The organism is Pseudomonas sp. ANT_H4, from assembly GCF_008369295.1.
GTDB lineage: Bacteria > Pseudomonadota > Gammaproteobacteria > Pseudomonadales > Pseudomonadaceae > Aquipseudomonas.
The window spans coordinates 1-22619 of sequence record NZ_VOBG01000042.1 but is presented as its reverse complement, the minus strand read 5'-3'; the positions used below and the strand labels follow the sequence as shown (position 1 = coordinate 22619).

At 51.9% G+C, this 22619-nt stretch carries 24 protein-coding genes; 15 read left to right on the top strand and 9 right to left on the bottom strand.

The window, feature by feature from the left end:
* Positions 1 to 510: 510 nt before the first annotated feature.
* Positions 511 to 987: a hypothetical protein gene (locus FQ182_RS28495; protein WP_149494064.1), complete on the bottom strand. Its 477-nt coding sequence runs from the start codon at positions 985 to 987 to the stop codon at positions 511 to 513.
* A 297-nt stretch (positions 988 to 1284) separates the two neighbouring features.
* Positions 1285 to 1809, bottom strand: coding sequence for a hypothetical protein (locus FQ182_RS28490; RefSeq protein WP_149494063.1), 525 nt, complete (start codon positions 1807 to 1809; stop codon positions 1285 to 1287).
* Between the two features lie 468 nt (positions 1810 to 2277).
* Between FQ182_RS28490 and FQ182_RS28485 the strand changes: the two genes are divergently transcribed.
* The 3 genes from FQ182_RS28485 (at position 2278) to FQ182_RS28475 (ending at position 4981) form a co-directional block, all read left to right on the top strand.
* Positions 2278 to 3294, top strand: a complete 1017-nt coding sequence (locus FQ182_RS28485; protein ID WP_149415076.1) for a hypothetical protein — start codon at positions 2278 to 2280, stop codon at positions 3292 to 3294.
* Between the two features lie 442 nt (positions 3295 to 3736).
* Positions 3737 to 4417, top strand: coding sequence for a hypothetical protein (locus tag FQ182_RS28480; protein WP_149415075.1), 681 nt, complete (start codon positions 3737 to 3739; stop codon positions 4415 to 4417).
* 36 nt (positions 4418 to 4453) lie between these two features.
* Positions 4454 to 4981, top strand: a complete 528-nt coding sequence (locus tag FQ182_RS28475; protein WP_034112228.1) for a hypothetical protein — start codon at positions 4454 to 4456, stop codon at positions 4979 to 4981.
* 115 nt (positions 4982 to 5096) lie between these two features.
* Here the strand turns inward: FQ182_RS28475 and FQ182_RS28470 are convergent, their stop codons facing one another.
* The 6 genes from FQ182_RS28470 to FQ182_RS28445 all read right to left on the bottom strand — a co-directional run bounded on the left by FQ182_RS28470 (position 5097) and on the right by FQ182_RS28445 (position 12947).
* Complete coding sequence (locus FQ182_RS28470; protein WP_149415074.1) at positions 5097 to 6797, bottom strand: DNA cytosine methyltransferase; 1701 nt, start codon at positions 6795 to 6797, stop codon at positions 5097 to 5099.
* 201 nt (positions 6798 to 6998) lie between these two features.
* Entirely contained in the window at positions 6999 to 7955 is a 957-nt protein-coding gene (gene sppA, locus FQ182_RS28465; RefSeq protein ID WP_052229522.1) for a signal peptide peptidase SppA, read from the bottom strand.
* 170 nt (positions 7956 to 8125) lie between these two features.
* Entirely contained in the window at positions 8126 to 8404 is a 279-nt protein-coding gene (locus tag FQ182_RS28460) for a hypothetical protein (protein WP_034112231.1), read from the bottom strand.
* A gap of 81 nt (positions 8405 to 8485) precedes the next feature.
* Complete coding sequence (locus tag FQ182_RS28455; protein WP_034112232.1) at positions 8486 to 8755, bottom strand: hypothetical protein; 270 nt, start codon at positions 8753 to 8755, stop codon at positions 8486 to 8488.
* Between the two features lie 80 nt (positions 8756 to 8835).
* Positions 8836 to 12204: a hypothetical protein gene (locus tag FQ182_RS28450; RefSeq protein WP_034112234.1), complete on the bottom strand. Its 3369-nt coding sequence runs from the start codon at positions 12202 to 12204 to the stop codon at positions 8836 to 8838.
* Between the two features lie 413 nt (positions 12205 to 12617).
* Entirely contained in the window at positions 12618 to 12947 is a 330-nt protein-coding gene (locus FQ182_RS28445; protein ID WP_149415232.1) for a hypothetical protein, read from the bottom strand.
* 806 nt (positions 12948 to 13753) lie between these two features.
* On the opposite strand from FQ182_RS28445, the gene FQ182_RS28440 reads away from it, so the two are divergent.
* From FQ182_RS28440 to FQ182_RS28400, 8 genes are all read left to right on the top strand, one after another.
* On the top strand, positions 13754 to 14368 hold the full coding sequence (locus FQ182_RS28440) for a hypothetical protein (protein WP_149415231.1): 615 nt from the start codon (positions 13754 to 13756) through the stop codon (positions 14366 to 14368).
* 144 nt (positions 14369 to 14512) lie between these two features.
* Positions 14513 to 14920, top strand: coding sequence for a hypothetical protein (locus tag FQ182_RS28435; RefSeq protein WP_034112238.1), 408 nt, complete (start codon positions 14513 to 14515; stop codon positions 14918 to 14920).
* 220 nt (positions 14921 to 15140) lie between these two features.
* Positions 15141 to 16622: an AAA family ATPase gene (locus tag FQ182_RS28430; protein ID WP_034112240.1), complete on the top strand. Its 1482-nt coding sequence runs from the start codon at positions 15141 to 15143 to the stop codon at positions 16620 to 16622.
* Between the two features lie 15 nt (positions 16623 to 16637).
* On the top strand, positions 16638 to 17030 hold the full coding sequence (locus tag FQ182_RS28425) for a hypothetical protein (RefSeq protein WP_034112242.1): 393 nt from the start codon (positions 16638 to 16640) through the stop codon (positions 17028 to 17030).
* Positions 17027 to 17215 carry a hypothetical protein gene (locus FQ182_RS28420; protein ID WP_034112244.1) on the top strand — a complete coding sequence of 63 codons (189 nt, stop codon included), beginning with the start codon at positions 17027 to 17029 and terminating at the stop codon, positions 17213 to 17215. Before FQ182_RS28425 ends, FQ182_RS28420 begins: the two co-directional genes overlap by 4 nt.
* Positions 17216 to 17677: 462 nt before the next feature.
* On the top strand, positions 17678 to 18505 hold the full coding sequence (locus FQ182_RS28410; RefSeq protein ID WP_149494062.1) for a hypothetical protein: 828 nt from the start codon (positions 17678 to 17680) through the stop codon (positions 18503 to 18505).
* 105 nt (positions 18506 to 18610) lie between these two features.
* Entirely contained in the window at positions 18611 to 19042 is a 432-nt protein-coding gene (locus FQ182_RS28405; protein ID WP_034112251.1) for a hypothetical protein, read from the top strand.
* A 43-nt stretch (positions 19043 to 19085) separates the two neighbouring features.
* On the top strand, positions 19086 to 19442 hold the full coding sequence (locus tag FQ182_RS28400) for a hypothetical protein (RefSeq protein WP_149494060.1): 357 nt from the start codon (positions 19086 to 19088) through the stop codon (positions 19440 to 19442).
* Positions 19443 to 19474: 32 nt separating this feature from the next.
* Here the strand turns inward: FQ182_RS28400 and FQ182_RS28395 are convergent, their stop codons facing one another.
* Positions 19475 to 20320, bottom strand: coding sequence for a hypothetical protein (locus tag FQ182_RS28395; protein WP_256351008.1), 846 nt, complete (start codon positions 20318 to 20320; stop codon positions 19475 to 19477).
* Positions 20321 to 20402: 82 nt separating this feature from the next.
* Between FQ182_RS28395 and FQ182_RS28390 the strand changes: the two genes are divergently transcribed.
* The 4 genes from FQ182_RS28390 to tnpB all read left to right on the top strand — a co-directional run.
* On the top strand, positions 20403 to 21134 hold the full coding sequence (locus FQ182_RS28390) for a hypothetical protein (RefSeq protein ID WP_149494059.1): 732 nt from the start codon (positions 20403 to 20405) through the stop codon (positions 21132 to 21134).
* A gap of 160 nt (positions 21135 to 21294) precedes the next feature.
* Positions 21295 to 21930 (top strand): helix-turn-helix domain-containing protein, encoded by a 636-nt coding sequence (locus FQ182_RS28385; protein WP_052229524.1) that lies wholly within the window; start codon positions 21295 to 21297, stop codon positions 21928 to 21930.
* 53 nt (positions 21931 to 21983) lie between these two features.
* Entirely contained in the window at positions 21984 to 22361 is a 378-nt protein-coding gene (locus FQ182_RS31085) for a transposase (protein ID WP_158243614.1), read from the top strand.
* A partial coding sequence (gene tnpB / locus FQ182_RS28375) for an IS66 family insertion sequence element accessory protein TnpB (RefSeq protein ID WP_149494042.1) occupies positions 22358 to 22619 on the top strand: 262 nt, incomplete at its 3' end. The genes FQ182_RS31085 and tnpB, both read left to right, overlap by 4 nt.

Sequence of the window (22619 nt, the reverse complement as noted above, 5' to 3'; positions counted from 1 at the left end):
AAGTCAGCCAGAAATACACAACTACTTCAGACCATCCTTAGCTTCGCAGCTTGTTAGGCGCTGCTTACGAAACTAATTTAAATCCAGTTTTGCTATATGCAACCCCGCTCAAGTCGGGATTTTATTTGAATACATACCTTTTTTTGATGCTTGGCAGAAGGCATTTTCTTGTATCGGCCGCCATCGAGAAATCTTTAAGTTGCCCGCTGATGTCCGGTCCGGAAATTAATGGCAGGTATATCAGCGGAAGCCGGTTCGGACCATAAAAAATCCCAGCGGTGTGCTGGGATTTTGAGGTATTTGAAGCTTTGGGTGGAGTTCTATTGATCAGCCACAGTCGCATGGGATTTGAAATCTCGAATGGCATCGCCGAGTTGCTGGCTGGTCCCCTCCGTGTAGTCCGGCCATGGCACAAATGGTTGCGAGGAAAGACTATTAAAAATCATGATCGTTGGGCGCCGATACTCCATAGCTCCACTATCACTAATTCGTATCAAGACGATCGAAGCATTACAGTTTGTCATGTCTGAAATCTGAGAAATCATCCTTGATGAGCTCAAGGTTTGCCCAACCGTCTGAGCTACTGCGATAGAACGATATATGTTCAACTGCCGACATCATGCAAATGCCGCCAGCAGATATCAGCAAAATGATGTGCCTGGCATTCCAGAAGCCAGCATTCTGAAACTTGAACGCGAAATATAGTTTCCAAACAGCCCAGCCGGCTGCCGCGGCGCCGCCCATTGCCAAAAGCTCCACAGATAGTCGTCCGTAACGTGCATCCAAATTCATAGCTTTGTCGGAGAGAATTGTCAGAGCTTTCGGTGCGCTCGTTGCGAAAAGCATCAAGCCCAGGATAAGAGTCGTCATTGGGGTGGGCCGTGAGGTCCCATCAATTTGGGAGTGCTCAATCAGCCGGTTCATATGGCGGAACAGTCCGAAAAGGCAGGACAAGGAAATTACCAAGCTGGAAAGCAAGTAGAGCATGGGAGCGGGCGCTCTGTGACGGAAATAAGAGGAACTGATTCTCTCAAAATGCGCGGCATGCAAATAGTTGGTCCGTACCTGCAAATGGGGCGATCCTCCCACTGAATTCACAGAGTTAAAACTGTCTTTCGTTGCGCTGATTACGTGCCCACCAATGCGAGGCTACCAAATCGCAAAACTGTCGCAACACGTCAAAGAGCCGCTGGAGCGGCAAGCTCTAGAGAATTAAAACCGTCGCAACGAACGTAGATTGCGTGAGGGGGGCTTTCCTATCCGAGAGACGGCGTGGCCACCAAATCAGTCATCATCGTCGAAGCTGTCGATCACAGACACCCATTCATCTACAACGGGTTTAATGCGCGCCCATTCGGCCTCCCTCTTTGATTCCCTCTCTGATAACGCCTCGAACACTGCCGTGGGCCATGTCATGAAGGTTACATCCCGCATTGCATTGTTGAATGCGTATATACCGGCGCAGGTATCACGGTTGCCGCCTCCAGGGAAAAGGGAACGGCGGAAACGGTCCCGAAGCTCGATCACTTCCTTGACCCGCACTTGGGCAATGATCGCCAAAACAATCATCACTCCTTGCGTAAGGGCGCTTACATTTTTGCAGGCACGACGCAGGTAAGCAGGCCGCCGGCTCTCGGGCGTGGCTATCAGCTCCTGGATGACATCTGCATGATATTTTTCAAAATCGTTGTTGCCCTGGATCGAGTTGGACTCGTAGCTCTCGCGTACGGCTTCCAGGTCGAATGACTTCTTAAGCCAAGCGGCCAAGGACAATGCGTCTTGCCAGGCAAATTGCTCATACTTATGCATATGCGCCTCGCGCAGATCCGTTTTTTGCCGACCTATAGCCCTAGCCACCTCAGATCCCACCCGATGATTTTGTGGCGACCATTTCACCACAATTGCGCAGTGCATTCTCAACAAGTGCGCGGTATGACGCCGGAACATAAAACTGACGCAGATGGGCCGGACAGCTTTTATTCTTTTGCGACAGTTTTAATTCTCAAAAAGCACCACTCGAAAGAATCTTTTATTCAGGCCTAGGCGGGCTTACCCCATAGTCAGCTCTTGTAACGAAGCACCTTTGGCGACCTGTCGGTAATTGTCCAGGTGCGTCTTATGTAGCCAGCTCACAATGGGCTGTCAGCTCTGAACTGGTTGGATTGAGCCCAAACTGCGGCTCAATGCAGGGGTTGCATTATCACGAGCTTCCTTACTATGGGTCACATGAGAGGCGATGACGCCCACATCCATAATCTTAGGAATGAGAGACCAGCTATGACTCAGACTCCAATGCCGCAGCAATCTTTCGAGCTCACCCAGGCCGATATCCCTCCAAGCGAACTGCGTGTCGACTTTCTCTTCGGTTCTATCAAGGGCGCGATGGAGAGAGGCATGGGCGCCAAGGCGCGTGATTTGTGGATGCCGGCGGTGTCCGAGCTCAGCAAGCTCCGTGTAATGGAGGGGCTCAACGTTCGAGTCAGAGATGCTGGTCTCGACCAGCACATTCGGGAGCTCGCCGACAACATGAAGCAAATCGGCTTCAAGTCGAGTAAGCCTATTGAGGTATTCATCGTTGAGGAAGAGGGAGGGTCTGTTGCCTACGTCAGCGATGGTCACTGCCGTATTGAGGCTCTAAAGCTCGCATTGAGCGAAGGGGCGCCGATTACTAACTTTCCGGTTGTAACCCTTCCGACTAAGGGGATCGGCCTTGAGGACATTGTTGCTGGTCTGGTGGCCAACAACGAAGGTCGTCGCCTTAGTACTTTCGAAACAGCCTTGGTTGCAAAGCGTCTGCTCAGTTATGGGTGGTCGCCAGAGCGTATCGGCGAGCGGCTTCATTTTGGCCCGGTCTATGTCGAACAACTACTCGAAGTGGTTGCCGCGCCTATCTCCATTATTGAAATGCTTCAGAAGGGCGAAGTCTCTGTCGGGTTGGCGCTGGAAGTGATGCGCAAACATCGCGGTGATGCTGTGAAGATTTTGCAGGAAGGCATGGCGACCTCAGTCAAGAAGGGAAAGAAAAAGGTCACCAAGGCCGACATTCCAGGTGGTCGACTGGATAAGGTCGTCAAAAGCCAATCAAAGCCCTTGTACGAAGCTGCCAAGAACATTTCGAAGGATCCGGCGTTCGAGCAATTAAGTGAGGAAAATCGGTCGCTACTGCAGGGCCTGCTCGACGAAATCGAGAAAAAAGAAAAGGCAGCTGAGGACAAGGCCAGGAAAGCGGAAGAAAAAGCGGCTCAAAATGCTCGTGAAAATGCTGCAGGGAACGAAGAGGCTCAGGTCGCATGATCATCAATGGAAAGATTGCCGACTCCTTGATTCGATCCACTGCCGCAGCTGGCAATCTTGTAGGTCAGATTCTCAGTGAAAGGCTGGCTGGAAAGCGTGGCGGCAAATCTAAAACGAAGGGCGCTCGTAAAGCTGCACGTCGCGCCCGAAGGACAACCCAAAGCAGTTAAATGTCCAAACCGAATCACGGGTCCGACTCGGCATTGCTTAGAGGCTCAAGAGCGGAAAATGAAAGCTCCTTCACACCACTAGGTGCTTGTCATGAGCACCTCGCGACTACTTTCAATTTAGTGCCGGCTCATACCGCCCAGAATTGTTTGCCTCACCCGACGGGCAACCCGGATCGGTAATCAATCCATACCAAGACACGGGCCAAACTCGGCATTTCTTCGAGTCTCATGGGCGGAAAATGAATGCTCCTGTCCACCACTAGGAGCTGCGAATGAGCGCAACTGTCCAGTCGTCCACAAATGAGACGTCTAAAACGCCACAGGCTGAATCAAAGGCCGGTATGGCAATTGCCAGTCTACTGATGCTGGTCCTTCTCTATCTAATCATTTGCGTCTTTTCCGCGATCAGTCTCGCAGTGCAAGTACCTATATCCGATGCAGAGATGTTGGATGTTTCTTTTCTGTCGCAGCGCCTCGGCTTGCAATATCACGGGATGTTGTTCGGAGGTCTCTTTCTCGCGTTCGCGCTCCTGCAGTTGGTCAATCGAAATATCGTGTTGGGGGGCTTATGCGGTTTTATCGCTTGCTGCGTTGTGTTGGCGACATCTGAAGTTGCAGCCTTCCGTCAAGGCCTTCTGACTGGCGATGCACGACTTGGGTGCTACGTATATCAGTCTCTGGAGTGCCGCAAGATGCTGGACGTTCCGGTGGGGAGTGCGAAGTCGATCTATAGCGAAACCGCCAAGGATTGGGACAAAGGCAATATCTATGCCTCCTGGTATGCGCCGGAACGAGCTCGCTTCAAGGCCGCTGTTGCTTCACCAGTTCCTAGCACCCTGCCTGGTGTGGCTTTGCTGATGAGCCCAGTTACGTTGTTTCAGATTGATGAAGTGAAGTACGATTGGAGGCACAGCGCAAAGAGCTTTCGAATTTCCGGGCCTCGGTTCAGTTGAACGGCTCTGCGCACTTTAAATAGGAGAGGCGGACTTATGGCACACAACGTTTTCACGGTTCAATTTGCTGATGGCAAGCAGCTATTCGGGATCAAGGAGGGCATTGGTGGCCAAGTTTACCGGCAGCTGTTCGAAACCTTTGATGCTGCCTGGGAATGTCCACGGGGGAGTCTTCCTGAATTCGTGGAACCTTCAAATGCCCTAGCAACGCAAGAAGCTGTCGTTTACGGTCCCGGTGAGTCGTGGGATTTTGATACCAGGGCATCGCGGTGTGCTTTGTGGCTCACCGGACCTCGCGATTCTGACGAGTGCGAGTCGGAACGGCCGTTAGACTTCGGTATATACGGGGCTGAAGAGTTGCAGGAGGTGCGCCAGGTAACTCCGGACGGCTCGGCAGCCGTTGAGCTGGAATGCCCCTTGTGCAGAGCTGTAGAAGTTCACAGCGCTTCAACATGGCCGTTTATCAATACCGATGGTGTGTTCGTTCATTCGGCCGACGTCACCTATGGTGTTACGTGCCGTGCATGCCGTCGCGATTTTGTGTTCACACCGCTCGCTGAATAGTCGGATATGCGAGGGAGATCATTCAATACTGTGTCGGCGGTTGCCCGGAACTTCACGGACACCGCGTGAAGCTCCTCTCGACTTAGCGTCACAACATTGGTCATTCGTTCTCCTGTTATGCGGCGAGCATTCCCAGCGGTCTTGCTTTCCATGGATCGTTAAATCGCGCAATTCTTGACAGCTGCAATGGCGACACGCTGTTGCCGACCATTTTACACATCTGTGTTTTATTCAGCTTCCGACCATCATGGCCGCGGTCGATGATGTAGTTTTCAGGGAAGCCCTGCGCACGGTATAGCTCGCGAGGATCAAGCATTCGTAGGCATACATCTACGATCAGGTAGCGGACTCCGTCAACGAAAACCGTAACCAGATCAAGCCTCTCATCAACGGTAAGAACTGTTGATTCAGGTCTGCGTGTACCATGCTCAAGCATGAAGTCAGCGACGCGCAGCGCAGCGTTGATCTGGTCATTGTTGAACTGCTGGTTTTGGAAGTCATGGCTGTCTAGCTTTGCCGTTAACAACTGCTGTTGGCTGCCGGAGCCGGTAATGGTGCTGAATGGCGCGACAACGGGGTGAGCAGGCGTGGTGTTTTTGCCGCCATTTGCCTGTACCAGGATAGGGGCCACGACAGAGAAGTGCCCCCCTTTGACCTGGGCACAGATTGTCCGAAGGGGTTCCTCTGCGGACATGTTTCTTTGCTGAGATGCGTTGGCATGCTCTGTGATGAATGGGGCAATAATCGGAGTACCAACCATTAATTCCTCGCGGTTTGCGCCAGTGACAGTCCGCATAGGTTCGTCAATATCGTGAAGGCGCACGCTCCCCTGATGGGTAGCAGGGAGAATGAAAGGCCGTCCATTTACTACGAAGCGTTCGATGCCGGTGGCGATCCGGACATTGGTTGACTTCACCAGAGGACGCTTACGCCCCCAGATGCTTTGGCCTAGATTGCTCCAATCGATGCATTCTGCGGCGGTGCGATAGGGCAATTGTCCTTTTTTCGGATGCTTTGCGTGAGATGCCTCGGGCCATTCAATAGGATGACCATCACATCGTGCGATTAGGAACAAGCGTTCGCGAATGGTAGGAGCTCCATCATCACAGGCACGGGAAACCCGCCAATCAACGTTGTAACCCAGCGCTTTCAGGCTTCGCACAAAGTTATTCCAGGTGCGGTTAACTGGGGACCCGTGACGGCGATATTTGCGGCGTTGCTTACGCCTATGTAGGGCGTTACCAGTGGGTTTACCACTATCAGGAATCAGGTACTGCTCTTTCCGAGGAACCACTTCTCCCGGTGCTGCAATCGAACCATCAAGTTTAACAACACGACCTGTCTCAGCGCAGCGCTTGGCTACAAGATTGGTCCAACCCAAAATTTGTTTCACGTTCTCTGCGCTGATGACCAACGGTCTCACTTTGCCTGCCCACTTCACTACCACCCATGGCAAATCGCGTATCTCCTTGGATCTAGGCTGGCCACCTGCAGCTTGAGAGAAATGAGTACAGTCAGGCGAAGCGTGGAGCCAGCCAACAGTCATTCCTCCGCTGGCAATTACTGGGTCAACACCCCAGACATCGGTTTGGTAATGAGTGGCGTATGGATGGTTGGCTGTGTGGAGCGAGATGGCCGCCTCGTCATGGTTAACGCAGATATCGACCCGGCGCCCCAATCCCATTTCCAACCCGGTGGAACCTCCGCCTCCGCCGCAGAAGAGGTCGACGATCAGCCAGTAATCCGACTCATTAAGGCCAAGCTGGTACTGGGTCTTGTAATCAATGGTGGGAAAGGTTTTGTTGAAAGCGCTCATGTTCTCTACCGGTGATCTGATGAGGGAAGTCGAATGGACATACCGCCGATCATCCGGAGATTCACAAAAGCGCAACACATCGCTTGTTCATCGTCGAGAGCTTTGGAGAGAAATGCAGAACTTTTTCAGTAAGCTGACTATGGGGTAGGGGCGAAAACAAAAAGCCGGCGTAAGCGCCGGCTCTTGTTCGACCAGGAGTATTTACCGAAGGTTGGGTCCGCTGAATCCCATGGTTATCGAAACGTGCTCAGCAACTGAAGCGCCGATTTTTTTTGCGAAACGATCGAACGGATTTTCTTTGGCAGTGAAATCGACAACATGGCTTGCTCCAACCACTTCACGAGCAACGTAGTCCACGTCTGCTAAGCGATCGACAAGACCAAGCTGCAGAGCTTGTTCTCCCGACCAGATGAGGCCAGAGAAGAGCTCAGGGTGCTCGCTGACTTTGAGCTTCGGTCCGCGGCCGTCCACTACCGCCTTGATGAATTGTGCATGCGTGGTCTTCAGCACGCTCGACCAGAATGCGGCCTCTTCTTGATTTTGAGGTTGGAACGGATCGAGGAAGGCCTTATGTTCGCCAGACGTGTAAGCACGGCGCTCCACCCCCAGTGTACGCATTAGATCAACGTAGCCGAACGAAGCCGCAGTCACACCAATCGAGCCGACCAAACTGGATTTGTTGGCGTAGATCTCATCTGCAGCGCTTGCGATGTAGTAAGCGCCAGAGGCCCCCAGATCACTGATGACAGCGTAGATCTTCGTGTCCTTGTGTAGCTCGCGTTGACGCTTGATTTCGTCGTAAACCTCCCCGGCCTGCACTGGGCTGCCACCTGGCGAGTTGATTCGCAGGACAACCGCCTTCGTGCGTTTATCCTCTAGCGCTTGGCGTAGGCCTTTCTTGATCACCTCGGCGCTTGCTTGCCCTCCTTCAGATATTTCACCGTAAACGTTAACTGCGGCGGTGATTTCTTTGTCTTTTGAATCATCGCCGCCGAATTGTCCGGTGGCTGAGGAGAACATTGCGATATCCAGGCCAACAGCGATGACGGCAAATAGCCCGTATTTGATGTAGCGCATACGGCGGGTTGCTCTTCGCTCTTTGATCAGGTCGGCAACCAATTCGCCAAGCACCTGGTGTTCCCTTTCTTTGGTAGACATCGCAGACCTCAATGTTTAGTAGATGGTCAAATGATGCTTTCCGAAAAGAATCCTAGGCACCACATTGGGCCCACTCGAGGGCATAGATTTGCCTGTCGTACTGCTCGAAGTTGAGGCTCGCGCCCAACAGGAGGGGGGAGTGCTCAGCGTATAGGCAATGAGGTAGCAGATTATTCGAACATGCTGATAGTGGGCAGAGTGTGAGCGCGGAACGGTGAGATGTGCGCGGGATGCGTTGTGCTTTCAGATGCATTCCCCTCCCAGAAGACAACGGGCCAGACGATCGGAGCTTTCTTCTTATCCTCGAAGACTTCGAATCCAGTTATCACCCCGAGTTGGGTTTTTGCTTGCCCACAACGATCTTGAAGAAAATGTGCACTACGCCGAACCAAGGTCCCGGTTCGGGCAGTGCGGAAATCGAGTATTGTCAGTTCGTTCAGGTTTTCCATCGGAAGCTCTTGCGTTTGGTAATCACCGATCACGATACCGGTGATACCGAAAGCGCAAGGGGCTGTCGGCCCCAGTCGCTGTTACCATTCAAGCTCTGATGCAGGAGCGTGCTGTGGTGCATCCAGACGTCGGTATACCCTTTCAACGTGGCCCTCGAACGAAAAGGTCAGTTTTGCGGGCACGACCTGAAGTTCACGATACGCCCTGGCCATACCTTTCGCCTGCTGCAGCTTGGCATGCCTCTCGTCTTGAATTTCTGAATTGGCGAGCTCCTGGACAATTTTGCCTAGCAGTGTCACTGAGAGGTCCCTTAGCGTTTGTTCGTTCCTATCGGCGTTCGCAACATTCATACAGCGGTCTCCTATGTCACTGTGTTTTGACTTACCGGATGGTACTTCTAGAGTGTTTTGACGACACCCCAAAAGTAGGTCTAGTTTTTCGCTTCGACTATGAACCACCTTTCGACCCCATCTGGTGAAGGTAGAACGTCCTTGACCTCTGCCTCTGGAATGGCCTCCCGGCCAAGAGTGCGAGCTCTAGCGCGAATGTGTTCTCGAGCTTCTGCTTGTGAGGCGAACTGCTTTCGCATGTACGAAAACTGTGATGCCTTAATCGGGCTGGCATCGCGCATTTGCAGTGAAGTTTTGACTGGGGCAACGTCGAACCAATGGCCGTTCTTCACTGATTTGTCGTTACCCTCTGCCGTGACCTCGACAAGGTTCACCGGATCAAAATTTTCTGGAAGCGACAATCCAAGGCAATCATCAAGAGACTCACGAGCACCTGGAAATACAGCGTTGCCCGCAATCCAGTATTTTGAGTCTTTGCCATCGCCTTCGGCCCAGGAACTGAAGTGATAGGTGAGCAAATTGTTAACTGAAATAGATGGTGAAAAGTCTCCTTTGTACAGACGGCCAGTCAAGATTGATTCGTGACGCTTTGGCGGTACATCCCGGTAGCCGAGGTACCACGATGGATCCTCGCTTATGGCAGCGCAATAGCATGACAGCGCCTGATGTGCATGTTTGTACATGGTGAGGAATTTGGCCTTCATTCTGTCTTTCACCTGCTCGTTGGGGGCAAGACGGTGAAGTAGGGCGTAAGCAGCCGACGTGGTCACACAGAAGAAGCTCACATTTTGGTCACTCTGAAACTTCAGGCCAAAGGGGACCGAAATGCTTGGATCTACCACTTGGCTCGTTGAGAGTTTCTCCCTGACATCAATCCATTGCTCGAAAAGTTCCCAGTGCTGATCTGCACTGATCTCTTGTTTACCTTGCAGCATCGCCAGAACGCTTGCGTAGCCCTCGCAGACTGTCATCAGTCGTTGCTTCGTCTCAAATGATTCGAATACAGATTTTGTCAGCCAATTTTTAACGCTGTCGGACTTGTAGAGTTCGGTCTCCGAGGCGTCCTGGAAGCGTAAGGCTTCCCAGCTGCGATCCCCCTCAATGAGTTTTACGTGATCCTGCTCCAACACGATACGATGGACCCACGCGTGTCGCTCCAAGCGATTGTCCTGCTCCTCCGGTTTCGGACTAAGGTAAACATGGCATTTGCTGGCGCCAGTGACAGTAATTCGTAGAACCTCATATTCGAGTGCCTCATAGTGACTCCGAACAGTACTGGCCATTTCTTGGCCGGCGCCGGCGAGGAGGTACATCTGATCGAGAAGGGCTTTCCAAGCTGGGCCCAGCTTGGCTCCCTCGAAAGTTGGCAGTTCCTTACCTCGATTCACGGATCTCCATGCCACCACAGCTTGGTCAACGATGATTGAAGCTTCAGATGCGGTCGCCAATCCTCCTTCCAGCAACGCCATGCACATTTTGTCGCGGGTAGTTGCCTCCCGTGCTCTTTCGACTTCTAGGTGCTTCAGTGCATGCTTGAAGAATCGGACATATTCGACATGATCTTCGCGGCTATCTCGATCATGGATGTACCAATGAAGCTCCTCGGGCGTAACGGCATCCAGTACGAGGAAGGGCAACTCTGAATGACTCCAGTAGCCAGTCCGGAATGCGCTGAGCGTTACCTTGGTGCTGAATTCACGTTCCTTTCTTCGGCCATATCCCTGCACGGTTACAAACACGTGCAGAGAGTCTCCGCCTCGAGCGGCAATTCGTAGGCCTATACGCTCGGTAGGCTGGAACCTGAATGAGAAACCACTATGGCGGTGATCCTCTTTCCTGCATGCGCCCGGTGCTGTATGGGGATTCATCACTGTTTTCCAGTTGCATAACACGCGTGAGCCTGACTTGAGATAATCGTTTTTCTCGCTGATCCATGTATGCAAGGGCTTGCGTTTCTGAGTCGGGAGCATGCCCGCGCCATCGTCGTCGTGGATGAACTTGAGCCACCTGTCTTGAAAGGGCTGTGTCATGAACTCGAGAGACTGCTCTCCGTCATAGAACTTACCAAACAGTCCTAAACGATGATCCAGACCACAGATCATCAGCAGAAAACGTTTGTAGTGCAGGGCGAAGTTTTCATGAGCCTTGACGTGCGATGTGTATGCCACGTCTTGGAATTTGATATCAGACCCGTCAACACCTCTGAAAATGTTGTTCTGGTCATCCTTGGATGGGAAGAGCCTACTAGCCCCCAGATGAGACTCAATAGGTGACCATATCCGATGGAGGTTTCCGCCATCACGCACCAGGAGGAACACCTTCCGGTTTTCCAGGTTGCGAGTGAGGTTCGTCGCCGCGTTTCCATAATCGATGGCTCGCCGACTGGTGGCCATGACCAGAATGCAGCGTTCGGTGGGAAAGACCTGCTTCACCAGATCTTCGTGTTCGGTCAGCGCCTTAAAAAAGAGATCTTCGTTGCTGAAGTCAAACCATTCGTCCAGATCGACATAGATGGCCAGCTCTTCGTCCATCATCAACTTGCGCTGCACGATGCTGAGGGGGATATGACTGTCAGCGGATCTACCAGTACTAATGGTCTGCACAGAAACATCTTTCCCTGTGTAGAGATCCAATGACTCGATCCCTTCTATTAGGCTGGCCACGTAGCTGCGCACATCTTCTGTTTGGGCAAGAGCCGCGGCCGCCGTTTCTTGAAAGTAGGGCGTCATCGCCTTAACGGTGGCTGCAATCTCGGTGGTCTTGGCCTGAATCCAATCTGATTTTATGGTCGCTACCTTGTGCTCTCGAGCGGCCACCGATTTCAACGCTTGGATTTTTTCAGGGGTAATTCCACTGCCGATCGCGGCAGCGACGCTACCAGTAGCTACACTGGCCAGCGATCGCTCCTCGCTGGCGGAGATCAGAATGGTCTGTTCGCTGGCGGACTCGCTCGAGGTTTCTTTGGCACGATCTGCTGCCATGCGCTCTTCGACAATACCATTGAGGAACTGTGGATCACCTTGAGCTTCCATTAGGTCGTTTTGGAGCTCTGTCACTCGGCCCTGAATGCGCTTGATCTCATCTGCTCTGACTTGATGGTGGTCGGGCTCGAATTCGAATTTTGCGAGGAAGTCTGCGAGCAGAAATGGATGCTCTTTGCAGGTGATGTAGCGACTGGTGATGTTTCCTTCCGCGTTGGGTATTTCGACTCGAACCTGTATGTTGTATTTGGATGGGTGAGCCCGAATGACGATCGTGTGGGGAGAATTATCGACCCAGCGAATCGATTGAAGTAGGTGAACATCTCGTTCCTCGATAGCCATTTCATGGATGGCCTCTTTCGCTCGCCAGTACTGGCCGGCTTGTAGCGACTGAAATCGTTCGATGCGTTCAATGGTGGGGTCAACCACGGCCACTGCAGTGACCGGGGAGGCGGTTTGTTCAGACATGTCTCATTCCCAATTCAAGTTTGGGAAGATCGTTTCATGAATTGTCGATATGCAAGGGCTGGAACGGAACCTCCACTCAGAGTGCAATGTTCTGTGGGCAGCTAGTCTTTAAAAGATACTTCTAACCGAGCACTTATTAATGCTCATCCTCAATGCGAAACAGCCGTACGATGAGCGCCAAATTCAGAGACAGAATTCACTGTGATTCGTGGATTTACGGGGGGGGGGCTTGCGGTCAGGATTGGCAGGAACGCTTGGGAGGAGGAGGCAAGCTATACGGCGCATGATGAAAATGCGGCTGATTAAAGCCGCATGAAATAAGGGGGCTCACATTAAATGGCGTTTGATTTGGTCCTTAAGCTGAGTAGGAAGGGCAGTAATCGTCAGTTGGCCATGGCGACAATTGATATTCCCTAGCCATGGAGGATGGTCTCGACATTGTCCGTCAGGTCATCGCCGGCGCGATATCGCTTGGATACCCTGCTGGGACTTGAATCATCACACTTAATCGAACGTGATGCCGCAAGTCGTTGCGAAATAGGAGCGGTCAACGGATCAATTGATTGAGCCCGCCCATTACTGATGATGAGCAGGGCCGTCCATTTGATACCGCGTATTGTTGAGTCAGCTTCGGGGTTGCGGCGCATCTCAATACGCGCACTTTGGTATGCCTGATGCCACTGCTCTTTGATAACGTCTGCCTCTGCTTTGGCCGGAAGAGGGGAGGAGGTATGTAAGCTCATGTTCTCGAACCTTTTGAAATGGATGCAAACGAATCCTGCACCAAAAGGTGAATATGCAAGTCTCGCCAACTCGCCCGAAAAGTGGGTCGGACTGCGAACCTGCAATTGGTGCTTGGCTACATGATTCTCTTACCAACCTAGGAGGAGAGCCAAAATGGCTACCGTTCGATTCATGGGGCGAAGAGACGTAGAAACGCACTGTCCAATATCGCCGACGCATCTGGTTTCGATTTCAGACGGCGAAGATGATCAGGCTCAAATCGTCCAATCGCGGTGGGCTAGCATATCTTTCGAGTATTTCGTCGATGGAGAGTACGACGAGACACAGATGCTCATGTTTGGTGAAAAGTTTCCTGTTTCATTTCAGGATTACCTTTTGCCGCCTCAGGCTGAATCATTAAGGTCATTGGTGGATCGATTAGCCTCGACCGGGCTCGATATCGTCGTAAACTGCCAGGCAGGTCGCTCACGTAGCGCTGCAGTCGCCAGGTACATTTCCGATCTGCATGGATACGACCTAAAGCAAGAAACACCTGACGCAAATCAGACAGTGCTCAGGTTGCTTCGACGGGATTCGTTGCTTTGTTCCACTTACCGAGATGTTACCTCTGCCGGTTCCAGTGATAATAAGGCGGACGGCGCCGTGCGCGCTCTTCTCAAGCTATTGGGTCTTTGGACACCTTCAAGGCAGTAGCAATCGGGTTTAGTGATGACAAGTTTTTCCTCTGGCTTGAAAAGATTCTTTCAGGGCTTGCACTTTCATGAACGTGAGGAAGATGGGGTCATTAATTGTCGAGGACGATTCAATGGCAAAGACTCATCACCATTCCCCCGCTCAGCGGATCTGCGGGCATGTAGGTATACACATTTTTCACTATTCTGGTCGTAAAGGGCTGGCCGATGAAAATCGATACGCTGCGAACTCGCTCTGCCCAGAATGCGATGGTGTGATTCGAGAGTGGTTTCAACAGCCTGAGCCCGGTTTCTATAAGGTCAATCTCCCCAAACTGGTTTCCCGTACTCCAAGTCTCATATCGTGGGGCAATAGGGTTCGTATCGCGCAACTGCGTAAGCTGGGCCCAGTGATGAAGCAAATCGCCTCAGAATCTGAAAGCGACCCGCTGGCGGCGCTCACCCTTCAAGTGCTGGAGATGATGTTCAAAATCGACTCAGCAAGCTTTTGGGTCGACGTCGATAAACACACCTATGGCACCTACTCACTTGGTTGGGATGTCGAGGCACTCATTCGCGGCCGCGAAACAACGACCAATCCGCTGGGCAAGACATCAGTGTTTGGGTATTGGATGTCTCGAAATGAGCGTGTTGCAAAAGACGCGATTGAAGCTGCGGCGTTGCTCAAACCAATGTTGAGGGAATACAAGCGAGGTTCAGTTGTAGCAGAGGGAGCCACAACCACCTAGTCAACTTGCAGGTTACTTTAGCCGTCCTTGGGGCGGCTTATTGTGGCTGGTAATCAGAGATTGGCCCCGTTTAGGGGGGCGGATCCGGAGCTGAAGAGTTCCTGGTCTGGGGAGAATTGCAGTGTCCCCACCAGGAGAAGATCAATGAATCAAATGCGCAATCTATACTTTCAAACGTTGCTGACGCTTAGCGGCCTTAGCTTGCTCATCCTGCCTCAGTGCTCTTATGCGGCCGGCGGCTTGACCAGCCCGGCTGATAACCTTGATGACATCATGGATATGATGTTCAAGATAATGCCATACACCTTCGGGCTAATGATCCTCATGGTGATTCTTCAAATCGTGAGAGCTATGAATCCTGGAACTTCGTCCAGACCGGTCAACGATGTGCCTCCGAGAGCCCCACTAGTTACGCCGCCTGTGCTGCAGGCTCCAAAACCAGGTAAAGAAGATCACCGTTCTGTCCTTGCCCCCACGACTGTGGAAAAGACGACATCGGTGTCTGGTTCCGAAAGCGGGAAAACTGGCAGCCGAAAACTACATCTTGATTGACTGATCATCTTTCTGATCCAAACCTTGCATCTCCGCAAATCTCTGGAAGATAGCTGGTGGGAGCTCCTTCTGGCCGGCACCAGTTACCGGCCTTGTCTCCACTTGAATGCGGCGCTTGCCGAGCCTATTTGCCCCATTTAGTGGCGCCAATAGGGCAGGGGCAGCGCGCTCCTTCGTGAAACACTAATTCCATGAATTTGCCGAATCGTAAGGGATTGCTATGTCCAAGAATGAAGCCTTAAACGACCGTATAAACACGCCGCTGAAGCTGGCATTTCCGGTCGTTGCAATCGAAACCTTTGAGTTGGCCAGGGCCGCTCAAGTCATCTCTGCAGCAGCAACTGACCTAAAAAAGCATTTTTTAGCAATGCCTTTTAAACAGGTCCCGGATCCAGGTTTTATCGCCAAGGTCGCAGGCGAAGCACCCAAAGAGAGTCGCGGTGCCGTTATTTTTGACCAGTATTTTTTTGACCGTCAGCGTCTAAATGCAGAAAACCTTCCCAGTTTGAAAGCGTCGCTTACCGCTCTTGAGCAACACGGCATTACCTACGTAATTGCCGGCCGCGACTCCTTGGCCGAAGAGTTCGTTTATCACATCGATCTACCAGCCATGGATCAGGCCGAAATTGTTGAAGTTCTGAAGAGCGCCGAGCGAGACGTTGAGCGATCGATTGGTAAATCTGCCCAAGTACCGACTATTTTTGATGAGCGTGAGCGGGTTGTTATTGCGAACCACGCCATGGGCTTGAGCCACACTCAAATGCGTAATGTGTTCATCCTTTCGGCTTATCGCAAACACAAAGCGCTTGACTACCTTTCAGAGGTTCGGCGCGAGAAGGGCCATATTCTGCGCGATGTGGGTCTGGATGTTTTGGAACCGATCGACATTGAAACTGTTGGTGGGCTCGAGCCACTGAAGTCATTCCTCAACATCCGTAAGGCTGGTTGGGATAAGGACTTACCATTAAAGGGGGTGCTACTGGCGGGTGTTCCTGGTGGTGGTAAAACGCTGATGGCCAAGGCAGCTGCGGGTGTATTCGGAACAACTCTTGTTCGTCTCGACATGAACCGCTTCTACTCGAAGTACCAGGGCGAGACTGAGGCAAAATTCATGCGTGCGCTTCAGACAATCGACCAGATTGCGCCCGTTACCGTTCTCATGGATGAAATCGACAAAGCATTTGCGCAAGGCGAAGGAGACAACGAGGTATCGCGTCGTTTGCTAGGTGGTTTCCTTTATTGGCTTCAAGAACGAAAGAGCAAAGTCTTCATTGTCGCTTCCGCCAACAGGATCAGCGCCTTACCTCCCGAGCTAATGCGTGCTGGACGTTGGGATCGCAGCTTTTTTATCGATCTACCCAGCAAGGATGAGCGCGTAGCTATTTTCCAGATTCACTTGAAGAAAGCAGGTGTCACTGTTTCCAACTTCAAGATGGACGAACTGTTGACTGCAAGCACTGGCTACACCGGTGCTGAAATCGAGCAGGCGGTTGTCGATGCTCAATATCTCGCGTTGTCGATGGATGCTCAGCTAAACCAAGGAAACCTCCTTGATGCTTTGGGAGACATCAGTCCTGCCAGCGAGACGAGAAAGGCAGATATCGACGCGATTCGTAAATTGGGCGATCAGGGCTTTTACAGAGCCAACACCCAGGATCAAAGCGAGCCGCTACACAACGGACGCCAACTGACCGTCGATTGATATTAGGAGATTGCAGTGAGTCATATTGTCAGAGCTAAAGTCGCTGTGTCCTACACCGACATCGATGTTCTTATGAAGGCCTTATCAGGCTTGGGTAACCTCTACCAAAACGAACAACTCTACCGAATTGGCGTTGGGCTAACTTCCGAACGATATCAATTGGTATTGGTTGATCAAGCAAACTCCCAGCATCGCCTGGGGTTCAATCTTGAGAATGGTGTTTTCAATCAGTTTGTCGAGAACTACGGTTCGTCGGGTGCTTGGACCAACTCCGTGAGTTCGCAAATTGTGGACCGTTACTTGGCCTATCACTACGCCAAGCAACTGGAAGCGGAAAATTACAAAGTGTCTATCGTGGCTCAGACCGATGGATCTCTTGAGGTTGTGGCCGAGGAGGTGGTGTGGTGAAGCGTGTTGTCGTGAACGTCAAAGGCGGAAATGTGAGTGCAGATTTTCAGGGGTTTCAAGGTCGTGCGTGTGAAGAGCTTGAAAAGCGTATTCGGCCGGAGGGCAGTGAGGTGAATGAGGTAGAGAAAAAGCCGGAGTACGACTTTGTGACATCTGAGTCGCAAATCCAGACAGTGACTTACTGACGTCCACTTAGCGGCGGGCAGGCAGTTCAGGGTCACAACGCTGCCTGGCTGCGGCAACCTTCAGATCGGCTTCTAAGGTTCTTTCAACAGAGACCACCTCTTGAATAAATCAATCCCCCATAAGCGCAGGATCGTAATCCGTGACGGCGTAATTGTCGGATTTGCTGACGAGGTATGCCTTGTCGGCCTGCAGGTCGACACGTTCCGCAAGGAGCGAGTGTCACACGTTGTTCCGAGAGCGTTGCTCCTGCAGATGGTATTTACGGTGCTGAGAAGATTTTTCTCTGACACCTCTATGGTTGCCAGCTGGACCAGACGATGGTCGTGTCAATGGAATGTGCACATTGATAACACGACATTCGGCCCCTTCGATTGCCGGGAGCGGGCAATAAAGTTCGAAAAAGAGAAGATTTACAGGATGGGGCGTTTCACTCAATCGATCCAAAAGGGCAAGGGGGCGCCATGAAATTCACTAGCCGATTTTCTCTTGTACTGCTTCTTGTCCTTGGGGTGGGAGGGCATGTGTTCGCTCTACCTTCAGGCGACCAAAATGATGGCGCACTTATTAATGACGAAGCGAGTAGCAATGGATTCAAAGGGGCACTAGGGATTAAAGAATCAATTTTGCTTAGCCGCGATCAGTGGCGAAAGGTAATTGTGGATGGCAAGGCACAAATTGAAATTTGCCCTGGTCGGTACCGCGGTACCAGTTGGTGTCGGGTGCCTGATACCGAAGGTCTCAACTCGTTCTTGGGGGGAATGGTTACCGGTGAGGCCTATCCAGCTGAAAAAGCTATTCAATTGCTTGCAGGAAATGATGCACGAATCCTGGAAATGCGAGAAAAGGGAGGAACCTTAGAAATTCTCTTTGGCGCACGCTTTGATGGGCATACGGTTCGCCGGTCCGGTATCGAAAGCATTGCGGTGGCGCGCCCCACTGAAGAAGACAACGCCGGCGTAGCAAGTGCCTCGATCGTCTTATATATCGGGGCAGCGCTTTTGATATTGGTTTGTCTTGGTGTTGTTCTCGTTGGGGTCTTTGAGGAGCGTGCATCGCGTAGACGGCGTATCGTTGGGCCAACAAGGCAGGAGGCTCTCGTGGCGAGATTGCGTGAAGAGCAGCGCTTGCTAAATCCTTCTGACAGGGTGATTCGCCAACCTGCATCACTGGGGGCTCTTGCTGAGCCGCCTAAGCCAAGAATTGATAGCTCACCTATCACAACACCGGCGCCCACACCGTCGCAGGAAAAGGGCGGAGGCTGTACATTGATTGACGCGCTTACTCCATAATTAGTTCGCTTCATGCCTGTCCGGGCTCAATTCTGGGCCCGATTAAACTCCCTTCTAACTTGTGCAAGCCGATCATGGAGTCTCTCAACGGGACTCGAGGATGCTATGCGGCTCATCACACTTATCACTGGGGCATCGATGAATGCCGGATTGTTATTTGCCTCTTTACCAATTGGTCATCGGCCTCTTCTGATCGACGTGGTAGCGATTGGTCTGGTTGTTATTTCCAGCATCGCGATTTATCGATGGTCTCCGCGGTCAATCAAGCTGGTTCTTTTGATTTGTTACCTGTCCTGGCTCGCTGCTGCGACGACGTTGGGCTTTAGCTCAGTACTGAGCTTCGGGTCGCTGCATACAGCGCTCGGGTCATTTGTGAGCGTTTCTATCGTTTTCGTTTTGCTAGGGGCCGGCTTAGCTATGTGCGCGACTGCAGGTTACTTGGCTATCGTCGAGATGCGTAGACAGGCCGCTCGTGAACGCAATGTATCCGCCACCCCAAAAAGTCACACCCCCAAGGAGTGTGTAGGAGCGATGTGATTGGTCTTTACATTCACGTTTCAGCGGATATAGCAGGGAGCTTATGAAGAATTTTTTAACGGTGTTGGTGTGTGTTTGTGTCTCATTGAGCCAGTGCGCAATTCAAGGCGTCTCTGGTTTTTTCGCAGTGGGTCCAAAGCTTGGGCGACTGGAGGATGATGAAGAGGGGAGTGAGCTTCTTTCAGTGATGATCGAGCCATCTAAGCCGCTCAGGTCATATACCGATGCGGAGCAGCGTCTTTTAGGCCTGGACGGGGTTTATAAGGCAACCGGCATGACACACAGGCTTCATGCAGGCGAATCTATTATTTGGATGAGATACCCAACGCCAGCTGGAATTGCACGAGCATTGGAATATAAAGGACTGGTAGGTATGCCAGTCCAACTTGTTGAAATATAAACAGATGTTGGATGTAGGTCCCAAGATTGGAATTAGCGGAGTTCCTGATTAAGGGGTAAGGCAGGTCTTGTATGCAGGTATCCTTCAGACATTAGAAGAGCTTGAACGGCTCTCATTCTCCGGCTTTCGAAGTCACCGCTGAAAGCAGGTAAATTTGCTCGGATCCTGCAGATTTTAGCAGTTCTAGCCCTAAGCCAATTCGCATCTGAGGTTAGGTTGGCACCCGGATTCGAAGCGAGAATGGCGGAAACTTTTAGCCGTAACTCATCAGTCATGCTCACTCGACCGAGGATGTGAAAATCACTATTTCGTATCGTAGCGCAATCTGTATGGCTCATGGTCGCGGCATTGGACGGAATGCCGCAGGCGAGTTTTCGCGTACCCAGTATCGAGCAAGCTTCTTCAAAAAGCTCGCCGCCGCTCATCTCCCCAACCTGAAGCGGAATAATGACTCGAACGCCCATATCAACCCATTTCCGTATTGAATCTGCGTAAAGCACCCAGAGCCTTCTCGTTTCCACCTGGTCACCAATTACGTCCGGCGCTACGACGCTCAGATTGGTCGGTTGAATGGTGTTGGTCGCAATTGTCTCGTAGGCTCGAATGACCTTGCCCCAGTCCATCTCCCGCTTCTTCTGGAAGGCTGTGAAAGCGCCGCTGTCGACAAAGGCCATCCCCCCCTGGTCTAGATGTCGTGGAATGGCAAGGTGCGCTTGGGCCAACGTCAAAAGGGTCGCTACAACCCCTACTGGCATACCTAGTTGAGCTATTGCTCGAAAGTCTGAAAAACTGGTCATTCCTGAGTGAAAGGCGATATTCCAAGGGTGGTCTGGTGTGTTCATGGTCTGGCTCAAGCTTTGATTTATCACGATTTTCATGGAGTTATCAAAACTGCAAGTCTGACCTGATCTGCTCCATTATCAGTGCCAGATCACCAGCATCGCGAGGCTCGGAGTTGAGATGCTAAAGGGAAACCATGGAGCGAAAACTGTGCACATAGAATCACTGTTAGATGATCTGAGCGTTCTAGGTCTTAAAGCCATTTATCCAAGTGGTACTACTAATCCCAGCCATCAATCGAATCCTGAGGTACTTGGAGGCTTTGTGGCGCCTGGTCGAGCTGGTGGGTACCTTGTTCGGTACCGCAGCGTCGACCAAGAGGAATTGGTCGAACTACTTCGACGGCACGAGGTAAAAGACCCTGAAGTATTCAGCGCTGACATCATAATGAATTCGATTTCAGTAGATGATGAACGCGCATTTCTGCAGGAAGAGGCTTTGCAGATCCTTCATGAGGGCCTTGCCTTTATTCGGTCCCAGCCGGTTGGCCGTCAGCGCCAATTAAGCCATATCGCAGATACTTTGTACCTAATCCCCCTGTCCGTAACGGGCATGGATGACAGAAGCCTGGAGAACCTAAGAGAGCAGGTTGGAGCGGCTCGCTCGCAACTGGACGGCGCCGGAGCCCGATTCAGGAATTTGAGAAACTCACGTGGCCGTTACACGTCGAGCATGGGCATTATCGCGATTCTGATTTGTGTGTCTGGTGTCGACGCTGGCCAGGCATTTCTTAATCAACGATTTATGTACGCAGGTGTCGCAGGATTCATTTTTCTTTGCCTTGTCGGCGTTTTGGTGATGAGCTGTTGGCGCTCAAAGAGAGAACGAATTGAGTGTAAATCATCGTCCTAGACTTGCTTTCATCGACTCTAAACGTCCTGTATCTTTTCCGGGCTAGGAATTCCCCGTTAAAAGCAGGAGGCTTTAAGAGACGGTAACTTGTCTGTTGGTGGCTGCCTTGCATGTTCGAGAAACCATGAGAGCGTCAATCCAAACCCCAAAGGTGTTTGGTATGACGACCGAAAAATATCCTGAAATTCCCCTAGCTTTCAGGTGGCATGCAATTAAGGTGGCGCTAAAAAAACAGGGGCATTCGCTGACCTCTCTTTCCAAGCAAAGTGGTGTTACGGGGATAGCCTCCGCCGGCAAAAAACATTACCCCGCTGCTCAAGCGGAAATTGGCAAAGCCCTTGGCGTCTCAGAGAAGATTCTTTTCCCTGAGCGATACGATGTGTCTTGGTCTCAAGAAATGCAGACGCAAGTTGAAGAGCTCATGCCTGGCTTGTTTGCGCTTCCTGAGACAGAGGAGCCGAAGCCACTCTTCATCACCATGGTGGAAGAAAAATCTTTGATGGCGGTCGATATTACGTCGATCCCTGCAGAGGAGCCTTCCAGGCTCACTTGGGTTAAATCCGAGCTTCGAAACCGTGGGTTTGTCTTGGGTACTCTCACGTCACATATCGGTGTTCCTCGATCAGCTCTGGATAACCTGGGAAGTGCTCGATCACCTTCGCTTCAAGCATTGGTGGCTACATGCCTAGGTATTGCCCCCCAAGCAATCTGGCCGGAAAGATACGATGACCAAGGTGTGGCTATTCCTTCGCGTCGCAAAGTTGAGCGTAACCGTCCGGCCAGCACCCTCTCCTGACAGCCCTCCAAATTGGCCAAGATAGTGGACACCATTTTTTAGTGGACACTATCTTGGATACAGTTGCCCCCGCTCGTCGAACCGGCCGCCGCCCCAACTTCCCGTTGGACTTCAAACGCCAGGTCGTTGAGGCCACGTTTCAGCCTGGCGCCTCCGTGTCGTTGATCGCTCGTGAGCATGACGTCAATGCCAACCTGGTGTTTCGCTGGCGGCACCAGTATCAGGAAGGAGCCTTCGGCCCGGTTAACCAGAGTGCAACATTTTTGCCTGTCCAGGTGATCGAGGCGTCGCCGGATGTCTCGCAAGCCGCCCGGCCTCAATTCGAGTTTCATTCCGAGCTGGTTGTTGAAGTGGGTAAAGCCACGCTACGCATCACTGGCACGCCAGAACCGCAGACCTTGCAACTCATCTTGCAGCAGTTACTGCGATGATTGCTCCTCCTGCTGGAACCCGCATCTGGATCGCCGCCGGCGTCACGGACATGCGCCGTGGCTTCGACGGTTTAGCCGCGCTGGTGCAGACTCAGCTTGAAGCCGATCCTTTCTCGGGTCAGATCTTTGCTTTTCGCGGACGGCGCGGTGACCGGATCAAGCTGTTGTGGTGGGATGGCGACGGCTTGTGTCTGTTTTGCAAACGGTTGGAACAAGGGCGCTTCGTCTGGCCGCAAGCAACCAGCGGCAGCGTGTCGC